Here is a 14696-nt window from a genome sequence, read left to right on the forward strand (position 1 = left end):
GTGAGAAATTATTGTATGTCCAGTAATGATGCATAAAAATTAATAGGAATTAGTATTTTAAGGAGGATGAAGGATGAAAAAATGGATTTTCACTTTAGTTACACTTGTTTTAACAGCTGCCGTTGTATTTATCGTTATCAATTCAAATACTTTAGAAAAACCAGACTATAAAAATGTAAGTTTAAAAGAATATAAACAAAAAATAAGTTCTCAAAACTCTTATTTTATGTATGTTTATAAAACATCTTGTGGTGTATGTCAAGAAATGAAGCCATCAATGAATAAAGTAATCAAACAGGAAAAGGCAGAGATTTTTGCTTTGAATGCTGAAGAACCAAGTAATTTGGATGGAGATTTTTTTGAACAGAATAAACTTAATAAATCACCTACCTTATTATACTACAAAGATGGAAAAGAGCTAGATCGCTTGGAGGGCTTCCATTCCACAGAGGAACTGAATACATTTGTACAAAAATATATGAAATAATTTAAAAGGGGTTATATAGTGGAAACATTAAACGACTTAGTAACTAGATTAGAACATTCGCACCCACATTCTTCTTTATTAAAAGATTTAAGTTTAATACAAGGAAATGAACAATATAACTATATTAATTGGGGAGGTTTAAGCAACAGTCAAAATTTAAATGAACTAGTTTTTCAATATGAAAAGGCACCGTATCCTTCAATTACTTGTGGAATACTTACTTATAATGAAGAGAGATGTATTAAAAGATGTTTAGATAGCCTTGGAAATCAATTTGATGAAATTCTTGTATTGGATTCTCATTCAACAGATAATACTACAAAGATCATTAACCGATATTTTCCAATGGTTAAAGTTGTATATGAGCCTTGGATTGATGATTTTTCCTTTCACAGAAATAAACTTATAAGTTTAACAAGTTCAGAGTGGATTTATTATATAGATGCTGATAATTATTGCGTCGATAGTACGAATAAATTTAAAAAAGTAGCCAAATTGATTCAATTTCTTTCTATAGATTGTATAATTAGTCCGATGATAAAAGAACATATTGGCCATGTATATACTGACAATAGAAAAATGTTTTCTGTAAAAAAAGGGATTCAATTCAAAGGAAAAGTTCATGAAGAGCCTATAAATGCTGATGGTAGTATTCCACAAAATATTACAGTGGATATCATGATTCGCCATGATGGGTATGATCCTGAAGTGATTAATCTGTCCGAAAAAAATGATAGAAATATAAAACTAACAAGACAAATGATGGAAGATGAACCCTCTAATCCAAAATGGTTATATTTTTATGCTAAAGAATTACACTATGCGAATGAAGACATGCATATAATTGAAACAAATTTAATAAAAGCAATTGATTTATATAAGCAAAGTACATATAAGAGATATCAAGCTGAAGCAATATTATTATTATGTAATATTTTATTTCAAAAGAGACAAATCCGAAAGTTAAATGAATATCTTGATTTATTAGAAGAACTACAGCCGCTTTGTTCTGATGTGAATTACTATAGGTCACTTATTTTATTTTATGATATTCGATTAAAAACGGGAAAATTGTTAGATGCGCTAAAATTGAGTGAACTCGAAAATAACAAATATAGTTTTATTGATTCATCAAAAGATCACATTAAAGCATTGTTAATAGAGTTATATTGTTCTATAGATGATTGGGAAGGCGCATTTACGTTATTTGATGAACTTCAATCAACAGAGTCTAGAAATAAATTTTTACGTACAGTCAAAACAATAACTACTCATATCAACAAAAAAATATAAGGGAGGTTATTCAAATACTTAGATTATGTTTGTTTATTTCTCTTATTGCTACTTGTGGAAGTCTTTATTTCAGTGAAATTTTGGGTTTTACTCCTTGTAACCTATGTTGGTATCAAAGAATATTCATGTATCCATTAATATTTTTAATTATTATTGCAATGATAAAAAAGGATGATAATATCAAGTATTATATTCGTGTTTTATCGTTCTGTGGTATGATAATTGCTTTGTATCAATGTATCATACAGTATTTCGCTATAAAAAGTACTTTTTGTAGTTTTACAAGTAATGATTGCTCATCGATTCAGACCGTATATATGGGATTTTTAACTATCCCTCAAATGTCTTTAGGTGCTTTTATATTGATTTTTGTATGTTCATTTTATATTAATAATAAAAACTAATATTTCTACATAAGAATCTGTACCAAAAAAATCTTTTTGGTACAGATTCTTATTTTAGTTTTGTAAGTGGCTCCAAAAAGAAGGAATCGTTGCCGTACCCCTAAAAAGGTTAACAGAACTTGAACAAAAAGAATTAGAAATACGTTATTTAAAGGCAAAGATTATATTGCTGGAAAAGTGCCAAGAAATCTTAAGGAGGTGGGAGGAAAAGAAGAAATAATGAAAATGATAAAGGAATGGCAATCAATTTTTACAATTGCAGAACTGTGTTCCATATTTAATATTTCACGTGCTACTTATTATCGTTGGAAAAAGCAGGAGAAAACAGTAACTAATCATGAAGAAAAAACCGTAATAGAAATATGTCAACATCATAAATATCGGTATGGATATCGTCGGGTTACAGCTTGTCTACGTGCTCAATTTAACATCGTAATGAATCATAAAAAAGTATTACGTATCATGAGAAAATACAACGTATTATCTCGGGTTAGAAAAAAGAAAAAGATATTTGTGCTTGGTCATGAACCAGTAGTAGCTAAAAATAGAATACAACGGAGGTTTAAAGCCACCAAGCCTAATGAAAAATGGTTCACTGATATCACGTATTTGATGTTCGGCAATAAGACTCTTTATTTTTCATCTATTATAGATGGGTTTAACAATGAAATTGTAAGTTATAAAATAGGTGAGACACAGGATGTTTCACTTGTATTAGATACTCTAAAAGAGGCCTTAAGAAAGCAAAATGTGATTGATACGATTTTACATTCGGATCAAGGAAAAGTGTATACATCAAAGCAATTTCAAACATATGCCAAAGAAAACGGCATTATCACAAGCATGTCTCGTACAGGAAACTGCCATGATAATGCCCTCATAGAATCCTTTCATTCTCATTTGAAATCCGAAGGATTCTATGCGCAAAATATAAAACAATCGAATAATGCTAGTATAATACAAACTGTGGATGAATACATCCACTACTATAATAATGAACGGATTCAGAGGAAATTAGCTAACATGTCACCTATAGCTTATAGGAAACATGTTGTCTAGGTGTTTTTTCTTTGTCTCACCAAATGGGGTCAGACCAGGATGGCGTTTTTTATGGATCTTTCGATTCTTGACGAACTTCAACCGATTGCTGAAGAATTACAACGACATATGTCTCCCCATGTTCTAGAACACTTAGCTAAAGAAAAAGGATTCGTTCATCGAAAGAGTAAATATCAAGCAAAGGAATTAGTTGCTTTATGTGTATGGCTTAGCCAACAGGTTGCAAGTACATCACTCACACAATTATGTAGCTGTCTTGAAGTATCTACAGGTGTTCTTATCAGCCCTGAAGGGCTTAATCAACGATTTAATGCTTCCGCAGTACAGTTTCTGGAACAAGTTCTAGCTAACCTTCTAACTCAAAGAATTCATTCAACACAAGAAATAATTCATCAATACACCACGACCTTTAAGCACATTCGGATTCTAGATTCTACAACATTTCAGCTTCCAGATAAGTTTTCTTCACATTATCAAGGTTCGGGTGGAAGTAGCCATACGGCAGGAGTCAAAATTCAATTAGAGTATGACTTATTGAGTGGGAAGTTCCTGCACGTTTATGTAGGAGAAGGAAGAGAAAATGATAAAATCTTTGGTTCAACAAGCCTACAAACCATTCGACCAAAAGACTTGTATATAAGAGATTTAGGCTATTTTGACTTACATGACTTACAGAATATCCACGATAAAGGAGCTTACTATATCTCACGTTTGAAATTAAATTCTCGAATCTATCGTAAGAATGATAATCCAGAATATTTTCGAAATGGGACCCTGAAGAAAGGGTCACTCTATATTCAGTTAGATATGGAAGAACTCATGAATCAATTGTCCCCAGGTCAAACAATGGAGATTTCAGAGGCATACATTGGACAGTATCAAAAATTACCAGCTCGTGTTATTATTCATCGATTAACAAAAGACCAAACAGAGAAAAGGTTGAAGGAACAAGCCAAAAAAGAAAAGAAGAAAGGTATTACCTATAAAGAACGAAGTAAACGGTTGAGTGGGATCAACGTGTATATTACGAATCTTTCTACAGAAAATGTTCCAACGGAACATATCCATGACTTGTATTCATTACGCTGGCAAATTGAAATTTTGTTCAAAACATGGAAATCTTTTTTTCAAATTGACAGGTGCAAAGAAATCAAGAAAGAACGCTTAGAATGCCATTTATATGGGCAACTCATTAGTATTTTACTATGTTCATCGACGATGTTCAAAATGCGTCAGCTACTCTTGGACAAGAAAAAGAAAGAGTTAAGTGAATACAAATCCATCTATATGACAAAGAACTATTATCTATTGTTTTATGAGGGACTACAGAAGGGCATCCATGAATTATTAAAAGTTTTATTGCGTTTGTTTTACCTGTTAGAAAAAAACGGACGAAAATCTCACCGTTACGAAAAGAAAACAGTCTTTGATATCTTAGGCGTTGTGTATGATTGTACGTTGTCACAAAGTTTCCAAGTTGCATAATATTTTTAAAAACACCTATTTAATAGGTTTATTTGCTATGAACATCTTTAGTGTAGTCGTAGAAACTTCAAAAAACACATTCACATATACCCTCTTGGCACCCTTAGCTTGATGGTGATGTGGTGCTCCCCCAAATACATCGGATTAGAATTTATAACACAAATAACCACATTTAATTATATAAAAAATACATAATTAAATATGGTTATTTTTTGTTTATAAAGTTAATGATAAGAGACCAAGAGGAAAATAATTTAGTATTTATAACATCTAAAATAGCACTTAGTTATTTATAAGATATTAAGCTTCCATGATGATTTAAAGGGGAAAATACAAGTAGATATCTTAATAAAATTAATATTTCCTCTTCACAAAAACTTTAATTCCTTTTAATGTATGGGAGTGAAGTAGTAATAGAATCCCTTATAGGAAAGGCGATTTTCTTAGGTTTTTTTATTCCTCAAAATATTGTACTTGGGTACATTAGATAGTTAAGATTAAAGTATTAAATTTAAAGAAAAATGTTGGAAAGCTTCTTATTATTATACATAAATATTAACGCTAAAAATTATGCAATTTTGCATAAACTCTTATATTTCTCTAATAAAAATTCTGGTAATTTTAGGTATAATCATTATCCTTATATTTACGCAGTTCAAAACCACCTTATATAAAAGTAATGAGGTTTTATGGGTAGTGTTATAGAGAATAATGAATAGAAAGGTTAGAGAAAAATATTTATTAGGAGTGCGACAATTTTATTCTAAAGGTATTGAGTCTTAATATTTTATGTATGCCTTGTTTAAAATAAAAATATCTTTACATTAGTTACATGCAACGATTAATGGAAAGATATCTAAGCTGTTGCAGCCTATATTCGTAAGATATATGTTTTCGACTATATAAAAATTACTTGTTTTGTTACAATATCTTTGTAAGATTTTAATAATAAATAAATTGGAGGATTTGAAATGTACAAACATATAATTTGGGATTTTGATGGTACTCTTTTTGATACATATCCAGTAATGGCAAAAATATTTAAAGAATTGCTGAAGAGAGAAGGAATAGACGAGCCATTAAGTGAAATTGTAAAACAAATGAGGGTATCTATGTCATCAGCTTTAAAATACTATGAAAATAAGTATCAAATAGAAAAAGACTTTATAACAAAATATCAATTGCAAAGAAAAGAAATGGAGCTTGAACTATCAAAACCATTTGAAGGAATTGTAGAAATTTGCAAGCATATTCATTCAACTAATAGAAAAAATTATTTGTATACTCATAGAGGAGAATCTTCTATTAAGTTATTGGAAATTTATGGTTTATATGGATATTTTTCTGATTTTATAACATCTCAACAAGGATTTGAGAGAAAACCAAGTCCTGATGCAATTAATTATTTAATTAACAAATATGACATGATTCATTCAGAAACTATAATGATTGGAGATCGGGATTTGGACCTATTAGCAGCGAAAAACGCGGGAATAAGTGCTTGCTATTTTACTGATGAAAATGAAAAAAATGATAATTCTGATTACAAAATCAATAACTTCAAACAATTATGTTCTATCGTTTGAACATAGATAGGAAATTGAAGTTAGCCAGTATTAATTCAATCAAACTTTACTGTACAGAATTTAATTAGGTAAAATGGGATTAAATACATCAATTTTTCGTTACACTTATGAATTAGCATAACATTAAGAAAAAAATTTAGCTTTCAGGATGTTTTTTAGTTAGGTAATAGCGGAGTTTTTTAATGATATTAAGTAATTTGAACAAACAAGGATTTCAATATAAATAAATTATACGAAGAATATATGAATTTTTAGGGGGTGATTATTTTCAGTTAATTCTAACATTAATTGAAAACAATAATATTAAATACTGTTTCTAAACAAAAAGCAGGGAAAATCCCTGCCTTTTTGTTTAGAAAATAGGTATACATGAGGAATTCTATAGTATTGTAAACTAAAGAATAGAAACCTTATTATATCTCTTTCGTTTTAATATGAGCAATCAATTATTAGCCTTTAATTGATACCTTTCTCCAACAGTATGAATTTTATTAACCTACTTTATCGGTACTATATTCTATTTCTTTTCGTGCATAAATATGTGGAAGTAACAGACATAATAGTACAGCTCCTAAAATTCCTGTCAACCAAATTAGTAACGAAGAGACCCATGCTGAGCTAATACTGACAAGATAGATAATTCCTGTAGAAATTAAAATGCTCCCACGATTTGCAAATTTATTAATAGCCATGTAAGAACTTCTTAATGGTTTTTTAGCTAGATCTCCTAAGTAAGTTTGAAAAATAGGTGCAAATAAAATTTCGCCTAAGGTTGCTACAAACATCATAATAATTAATATAAACGGATTTAAATTAGTTGCTATCAATCCATAACCTATTACAAAAAGTACCAATCCGGAAACAAATGGGATTCTTTCGCGTTTTATTTTAGTTATCTTTTTAGAAAATAAAATTGAGAGGAATACAACACAAATAGTATTTTCTAAAACTAAATTTCCATATAGTTGAGTTCCAGTTAGTTGTATATCAAAAATCTTAAAATCGTAATCTTTAAGCTTAATAGCTATGTACCTAGTGAGATGAGCTTCAAGAGAGAATAACAACATACTGGACACTACAAAAATAATAAAAATGCGATCTTTAAAGACCTCAATGTAATTTTTAATATAACCTTTATCTTTTTTATTTGGTAAACCTGAATTATCTGGAAAATAAGTTTCTTTTATCCAAAATAACGTAACTAAAAATAGCATTAAACTCACAGCAGCAAGAATTGTAAATAAATAAATTAAGTTTGTTTCAAAAAAATAAGTCCCAATTCCAGCACCAATAGCCAAAGACAAATTGTTTATCCAATAGATTATATTATACGTATACTTTCGTTCTACAGTCGTAGTAACATCTAGTAACATAGCTTCAGCAGCAGGACTGTATAACCCATTAAAAAAGCTTCGTAGCAAGAAACATAACACCGTTAGAAGCGGCCAATAATAGGAAGGGGAAGTCCCAAGTAAAAATCCAAAAAAGATTAGTACTTTCACCCCTTCGGATAATACCATTATAAATTTCCTACCATGTCTATCAGCATATCCTCCACCATACAGATTTCCTAGTAATGTTAATATAATAGATGCAGTGAGAACTAAGCTAGTTGCCTTTAGGCCAATATGTTTTGCAAAGTATATACTCATGAAAGGAAAAATCATATTTGATGTTAGATTATTAAAAAAAATTATTAATATTCTAAGTTGTATGTTCCGATGTAATCTAAATAAATTCATATATTTTTGTCCTTTTATATTGTTAATGTTTTAATATCCCAGATAATATTATTTTCAAGCCATTCGTTAATAATATTGAATCTTTCTTGAACTTGATGCTCGTCTTTACCTTTGATTATAAGTGACATAATTGCTGAAACGCTTGTGTCACCGCCGGAGAATGTTTTTCCAATTTTTTCATCTCTAACTATACAATGTATTATCCAATCAAAAGGGAAGTCGGTATTGATAGACAGTAATGTTCCTTTTTTAGGAGGGATGAGCATCCATCCATATGTCTCACTATCATTTTGAATTTTTAGATTTTTGTGATTGTAATCTTTATCACACTGTGCACGAACACATTCCGAAAGTAAATTTACACCTGTCTTCTGCAAAAAAGTATTATTTATTTTCCCTCCACCTACACGGGAGGCGATTTCACAGAAAACGATTTCATCCTGAGAAGTATAGAAAAATTCAGCATGGAAAGGTATTACATGATTTGGAGTAGGTAAGTTACGTAATACCTTAAGAACGCTCTTATTTAATCTTTCAAATAAAGGATGTGTTTCAGATAACATAACTGATCCCAAATATTTTTCCTCACGGTATGCTAAACAACCATTTATGTAGATAGAGGGTTGGGATATAATTAATTGATTATTGATATAAAGACCATCTACGTGGTACATATCTCCCTCAATAAATTCTTCTGCAATATAAGGGAAATCTGTATATTCTTCAAGGATTTTCTTGAATTCAGATTCATTCGAAATAACTGAAAAACCTGCCGATCCAGCTCCATCTACCGGCTTAATAATAAAAGGGAATCCATTAATTTCTTTAAAAGAAATTAAATCCATTTGTTCTTTAATCTCTAAATACTTTGGAGTTCTTACGGCTTCTTTTACCATATTTTTCATTAAGACTTTATTTCTAAAACCTTGGGCACTATCTTCTGTCTGACCAGGGATATTTAATAAATCTCTTATTTTACCTACTTCTTCCAAGTCAAACTCGTGAGTTGCAACTATTGATGTAACAGGTTTTTTCTTGTGAAGTTCTTGAATATAAAGACGAATATTATCATCTTCATGAAAATGATTGATTATTTTCCTATTAGGAAATAATTCACGAAATACATTTTTGTGCTTTTCTCTTGTAATTAAGATGTATTCTCCATCTATTCCACTTAAAGCTTCTTCATAATTTATAGTATTTTCTGAAAAACGGTTAATAATGATTATACACATGGTTTTCACTCCTTTGTTTTGAATAACACTAGTTCGTTCTTGAAATAATGTTCTGTAAATCTATAAAGATATATATCCGGAAATTTCCCTAAATGAATTTACAGATTGATTTAATATATATATTTTCCAAAAATTTATTTAGATATAACCCATCATCATACCTCCTTAATTTCAAAACTTTATATAAATTAAGTTATCTATTTAGTCCCTTTAGTCAAAGAGTCTATCTTTATTGAATAAATACAAGTAATAACATGTCTAAATCCACTGAAGGGACTAAAGATAAAAATAAGATTACACCAAAAATATACAATTGTGCAATGTTTTTTGAGAATAAAAATTTTATTTGACAAAATTATCGTACAATTGTATATTTTCTAATACAGTGTTGACATTTTGTTCCATAGGTACTATCGTATGGAAATAGGTTGGCTTTTTAAGAAAATAAATAATATTAAGTTTAGTTTCTTGAAAAAAGGTAAACTCAACATGTTATGAATCATGACAGCTATGAAATAATACATAAAATATATAATTCGTTAAATGTTTAAGAAAAAATAGGCCTAAAATATCAGAATAATTAAAAATACAATTATTTTATTAAAGGTTAAATGATTAGAAATGCGATGATGTAAAAAAAGATATGAAAAGTTTGATGTTTTAATCCAATAGTATTGAATGGGTTTTAGATGTACTGTTCATAATGGTTACATTGGAATTGATAACATCATATTTTGCGGTAATTTAATATAAAAGATGTTTATCGCACTAAAGAAGGGTACAGGTTTTTATCCCTTAACATATGAGGGTGTAGATATGTTGCTCATAATAAGTATGATGAAATCGATATCATTCGACTTGCGTAATATGCTCGCGTATATGTATTTTAGAGACAAGTTATTTTGATTGGGTATGAAAAATGTCATTATGTTAAATATTTCATGACTTTGTGTCTCGAGAAATGAAAGGGGCATATTTATGTAAAGATTTCCTTATGAAAGTAATCCTTTGAGGAAGAAAAGGTCATTAAATAAACACTTAAATTCTTTGAAATGTAACCATTATGAACAAATTTTGGGTATGTAAAAGTTTTATTGTTTGAAGTTAGGAGAGAATAACATGGAATTTTACTGTAAAAATAATAGGGATTTTGAAAAAAATAAGAACAGGAATGATGATTACCTCAGGTCAAATGAGATAATCAACGAAGAACAATACTGGTTAGATGTATATAAAGATGAGATTCCAGTATTGAACATGCCTACAGATTATGTACGGCCAAGTATACAAAGTTATGAAGAGAAATTGGTGAATTTAAAGATTGCTGAAAATATAGTATTAGATTTAAAAAAGCTTGCGATAGATACCGGAACTACAATGGATACACTTTTAATTTCGGCGTTTTACATACTACTTTCAAAATATACTGGTCAAGAAGACATTATAATTGGTGTTCCAATTTTTGATAGAGCTTCTATAGGAATTCAAGTAGGGATAGATTTGAGTGAAAATATTCTTGCTATAAGAAATCAACCAGAGGGTAGTCTAACATACTTAGAATTTTTAGAAGCAGTAAAAGCTAACCTATTAAAAGCATATAGGAACCAGAATTATCAGTTTGAGCAGTTAATAGACAAGCTAAAAATGAAACGAGATATGAGCAGACATCCGTTATTTGATGTAGCATTTAACAGTATTGATAGATCTAATGAAGAAAATATCAATGTAGATGATTTGGCATTAGAAAAGGTTGTTTGTAAAGATAACATCCCAAAGTGTGATTTAATATTTAATGCTGTTAGTAACAATAATAACGGTTTAAGCATTGTTATTAATTATAATTCAAACTTATTTACTCATCAAACAATTGAACGTTTTAGTTGTCACTTGGTTCAAATCTTAAAAAGTATAACCAAAAACAAAAAAAATTATATATCTGATATAAACGTAATGACAGAAGAAGAAATAAATCAAATATTATTTGATTTTAATAAAACAGACTATACATATCCGAAAATCAACACAATTTGTGAATTATTTGAAGCACAGGTTAAAAAAAATCCAACTAAAATAGCAGTTGTATTTGAGGATAACACTTTGACGTATATGGAATTAAATAAGAAGGCTAACAGTTTGGCAAGGAATTTAAGAGAACAAGGAGTTAGACCTGAGTCTATTGTTAGTTTATTAGTAGAGAAGTCTATAGAGATGGTAGTAGGGATCTTAGGCGTGTTAAAAGCTGGGGGTGCATATTTACCTATAGACCCTAGTTATCCGAAAGATAGAATAGAATATATTCTTAAAGATAGTCGAAGTGAAGTATTACTAACAAACATTAAGTTAAATAATAAGATTGATTTTAAATACAAGATTATTGACTTATTGGATGAAGAATTATACGGACGAGAAACAGAAGATTTAGATAAATTACACACCTCAAGAAATTTGGCCTATGTAATTTATACATCTGGTACAACTGGAGAACCAAAAGGGGTTATGGTTGAACACAAAGGCGTTATAAACTTAATTAATTCATCAAAGAAAAAATTCAATTTAAATAGTAATAAAAAAATATTACAATTTGCTAGCATTGCATTTGATGCATCGGCTTGGGAAATATACATGGGTATTTTACTTGGGGCTGAAGTGCATGTCATATCCAAGAATCTTGCAATGGATATTTGTAAACTAAACACTTATATAAAACGAAACGAAATCAACATAACTTTATTACCGCCATTTGTTGCTAACGAAATAGAAATTGAAGATACAGAGCTAGAAGTAATTATAACTGGAGGTAGTGAGTCTAATAGATCTTTGGCTAGCAGAGTTGGAAAAAAACTCAATTATGTAAATGCATATGGGCCAACGGAGAATAGCATCTGTACTACCATGTGGAAGTATGAAGGAACCATAAACAAGAGCGTTCCAATAGGAAAAGCGGTAGATAATAATAAAATATATATCTTAGATAAGTTGAATAATATATTACCGATTGGTATAGCGGGTGAATTATGTATAAGTGGAGATGGTTTAGCCAGGGGATATCTTAATAAAAATGAATTGACATGCCAAAAGTTTATTGACAATCCATTTGAGGCTGGAACAAAGATGTATAAAACAGGTGACTTAGCAAGATGGTTACCCGATGGTAATATTGAGTACTTGGGAAGAAAAGATAATCAAGTAAAAATAAGAGGTTACCGCATTGAACTTGGTGAAATAGAAAATAAGTTATTAGAAAACAATAACATAAAAGAAGCTGTGGTTTTAGTAAAAGAAAATAAAAGAAAGTATTTATGTGCATATATTGTAAGTGATAAAACTGTAGAAGAGCTGGACATTAAAGAATATTTGAAAAAAAAGTTACCAGAGTATATGATTCCAGCACATTTTGTGTTACTTAAGAGTATGCCTTTAACTCCGAACGGAAAAATTAATAACAGATTACTTCCAGAACCTGACACAAATAATTTGAATGCTAATTATCAAGCACCTAGAAATGAAATAGAGAAAACAATAGCAGAAATTTGGGGTAAGGCATTAGAAATTGAGAAAATAGGAGTTTCGGAAAACTTTTTTGATTTGGGGGGTGATTCTTTATCAATAGTAATCATGCTACATTTACTCAATAGAGAATTTGGTAAAGAAATATTCTTAGATGACTTTTTAAGGAATCCAACCATATCATATTTAGCTACTTTGATAGCAGCAGAGAAAGATAAAGAAGATTTGTTAAAGGAAATTGAAGAATCGCTTCAAGAAAAACTTAAAATAAATGTCAAGTTGCGAATACATGATTACAACTTTAGAAGTGTGATTGTTTTATTTACAAATAGTAATCATGATGAGATCAAGAAGATTATTTTAGACAATTACTCAGAAGCTCTCATACCAGATTATATAGTACCATTAAATGATTTTAAAAATTATAATGAACGAGGAATTTTAGATATATTTGATTCTATTTCTATGAATAGTGAGATAGAGGATAAAATTAATGATGTTTTAAGAGAACAGTATAGAGAAATTAATAAGAAAATAGCACTTAATAAGGTAATAAATCAGTTTCCATGTAGTAGTTCCCAGAATAAATTTTTAATGAAAAAAAGATTTTCAAATATTGTATGTACTATCCCTTTTAATAAAATCATAAGTTCATCAGCTATAGAATATGCCTTAATAAATACGATAAACCAAAATTCTATGTTACGTAGCAAGATAGGTTATGCTGAGGGGCGATATTATAATTTTGAAAGTGATAGAATTCACGATCTAGAAATAAATGTTATGGATTTGAGTCGTTATGACGATGCATCAATTAATCTAGTAAAAAAATATATACAAAGAAATATGGAAAGTATGAATTTTGGCACAGATATAATTGATAAGGTCTTATATAGTTTTATATTAATCAAAGTGAGTGAAAAAAAATATGAATTATTAATGATGTTTAATCACATGATTTTTGATGGTGCAAGTATGTTTATTTTAAAACGGCAGATATATTCACATTTAAATTCATATTTATTCAATAACAAAACAAAGAATTCCAACGTGAAACCGATAGATTATTTAGAATATGTAGATGAACAAATGAAAAATACAAATAAGGAAAAGATTATTCAATATAAAGAGGGATTGGAATTTAAAGAAATATGTGATTTTATCCTGAAGAGAAAAATAGATATAAATGATAACTCAGAATACCTGGTTGATTATTTCTTTGAATATAGTATACAAGACAATCATGATTATGGAATTATAGTATCAGAAAAAATGGAATGTTTATCGTTTTGGATTGCATTACAAATGTGCAAAATAATATTTGACCGTAATCAATTTGTTTTAAGAATGACTAGAAATGCTAGAAATATTGGCGGAAAAGATTTCGGTGATGTAATTGGGGATTTCCATATTAGTATCCCAGTAAAAGTAGATGCAGATGATCAAGATATTAATACAAGCTATAACAAAGTCGAAAATAGTTACAAGAAAAACTACATTGAAGATAAAGTCTTTATTGACAATATTGCGTATGGTGAATATGAAGACAAGGAACTTGGAAGGGATATTAAAAAGGTATATGATAGTTTGGATTTTGGCTTTAATTATACGGGAGAGTATTCTGAAAGCGAATATGATAATATCCGCACCATAATTTCTTCAAAGTTTAAAAAACATAAAAGGTATTTTATCACTGCGTTTTCGTACAAAAACAAAATGTGTTTTATTTGTAGGTTACCTAAAAATTACGATTTAAATAAATTACAGAAAATTAAAGAAGTTCAAATGTTATTAAAGTAAGTAAATAACTAACTAAATAAGTATATTTAATTACCTTGGCATGATCTTGAAGTCTAAGAAATCTATTTATTATTATAAACGGAAATAATGATTAAATC

Annotated in this window: 9 protein-coding genes; 7 read left to right on the forward strand and 2 right to left on the reverse strand. The window is 29.2% G+C overall.

Translation table 11 applies throughout. From position 1 onward, the window contains the following. Positions 1 to 73 precede the first annotated feature (73 nt). The 6 genes from QCI47_RS28480 (at position 74) to QCI47_RS28505 (ending at position 6314) form a co-directional block, all read left to right on the forward strand. On the forward strand, positions 74 to 487 hold the full coding sequence (locus QCI47_RS28480; RefSeq protein ID WP_046648572.1) for a thioredoxin family protein: 414 nt from the start codon (positions 74 to 76) through the stop codon (positions 485 to 487). 18 nt (positions 488 to 505) lie between these two features. Continuing rightward, positions 506 to 1780, forward strand: a complete 1275-nt coding sequence (locus QCI47_RS28485) for a SunS family peptide S-glycosyltransferase (protein WP_353812026.1) — start codon at positions 506 to 508, stop codon at positions 1778 to 1780. Between the two features lie 29 nt (positions 1781 to 1809). Continuing rightward, positions 1810 to 2184 (forward strand): disulfide bond formation protein B, encoded by a 375-nt coding sequence (locus QCI47_RS28490; RefSeq protein WP_225991074.1) that lies wholly within the window; start codon positions 1810 to 1812, stop codon positions 2182 to 2184. Between the two features lie 198 nt (positions 2185 to 2382). Then, the gene (locus tag QCI47_RS28495) at positions 2383 to 3243 is read left to right on the forward strand and encodes an IS3 family transposase (RefSeq protein ID WP_353812027.1); all 861 of its coding nucleotides are present in this window, start codon (positions 2383 to 2385) and stop codon (positions 3241 to 3243) included. 51 nt (positions 3244 to 3294) lie between these two features. After that, on the forward strand, positions 3295 to 4728 hold the full coding sequence (locus QCI47_RS28500) for an IS4 family transposase (protein WP_012644836.1): 1434 nt from the start codon (positions 3295 to 3297) through the stop codon (positions 4726 to 4728). A gap of 971 nt (positions 4729 to 5699) precedes the next feature. Then, positions 5700 to 6314: an HAD-IA family hydrolase gene (locus tag QCI47_RS28505; RefSeq protein ID WP_000276483.1), complete on the forward strand. Its 615-nt coding sequence runs from the start codon at positions 5700 to 5702 to the stop codon at positions 6312 to 6314. Between the two features lie 491 nt (positions 6315 to 6805). Here QCI47_RS28505 and QCI47_RS28510 read toward each other — a convergent pair whose 3' ends face one another. Then, positions 6806 to 8056 carry an MFS transporter gene (locus tag QCI47_RS28510; RefSeq protein ID WP_061529120.1) on the reverse strand — a complete coding sequence of 417 codons (1251 nt, stop codon included), beginning with the start codon at positions 8054 to 8056 and terminating at the stop codon, positions 6806 to 6808. A gap of 14 nt (positions 8057 to 8070) precedes the next feature. Further along, complete coding sequence (locus QCI47_RS28515; RefSeq protein ID WP_061529119.1) at positions 8071 to 9291, reverse strand: ATP-grasp domain-containing protein; 1221 nt, start codon at positions 9289 to 9291, stop codon at positions 8071 to 8073. A 1119-nt stretch (positions 9292 to 10410) separates the two neighbouring features. Between QCI47_RS28515 and QCI47_RS28520 the strand changes: the two genes are divergently transcribed. After that, positions 10411 to 14598: a non-ribosomal peptide synthetase gene (locus tag QCI47_RS28520; protein ID WP_061130481.1), complete on the forward strand. Its 4188-nt coding sequence runs from the start codon at positions 10411 to 10413 to the stop codon at positions 14596 to 14598. Positions 14599 to 14696 lie beyond the last annotated feature (98 nt).

It is taken from the genome of Bacillus cereus group sp. RP29, assembly GCF_040459765.1.
GTDB classification, from domain to species: Bacteria; Bacillota; Bacilli; order Bacillales; family Bacillaceae_G; genus Bacillus_A; species Bacillus_A paranthracis.

Bases quoted from the DNA above. Each gene is read 5' to 3' on its own strand.
- QCI47_RS28515 (WP_061529119.1), bottom strand. From the start codon at position 9,291: ATGTGTATAATCATTATTAACCGTTTTTCAGAAAATACTATAAATTAT.
- QCI47_RS28520 (WP_061130481.1), top strand. From the start codon at position 10,411: ATGGAATTTTACTGTAAAAATAATAGGGATTTTGAAAAAAATAAGAAC.
- QCI47_RS28510 (WP_061529120.1), bottom strand. From the start codon at position 8,056: ATGAATTTATTTAGATTACATCGGAACATACAACTTAGAATATTAATA.
- QCI47_RS28500 (WP_012644836.1), top strand. From the start codon at position 3,295: ATGGATCTTTCGATTCTTGACGAACTTCAACCGATTGCTGAAGAATTA.
- QCI47_RS28505 (WP_000276483.1), top strand. From the start codon at position 5,700: ATGTACAAACATATAATTTGGGATTTTGATGGTACTCTTTTTGATACA.
- QCI47_RS28480 (WP_046648572.1), top strand. From the start codon at position 74: ATGAAAAAATGGATTTTCACTTTAGTTACACTTGTTTTAACAGCTGCC.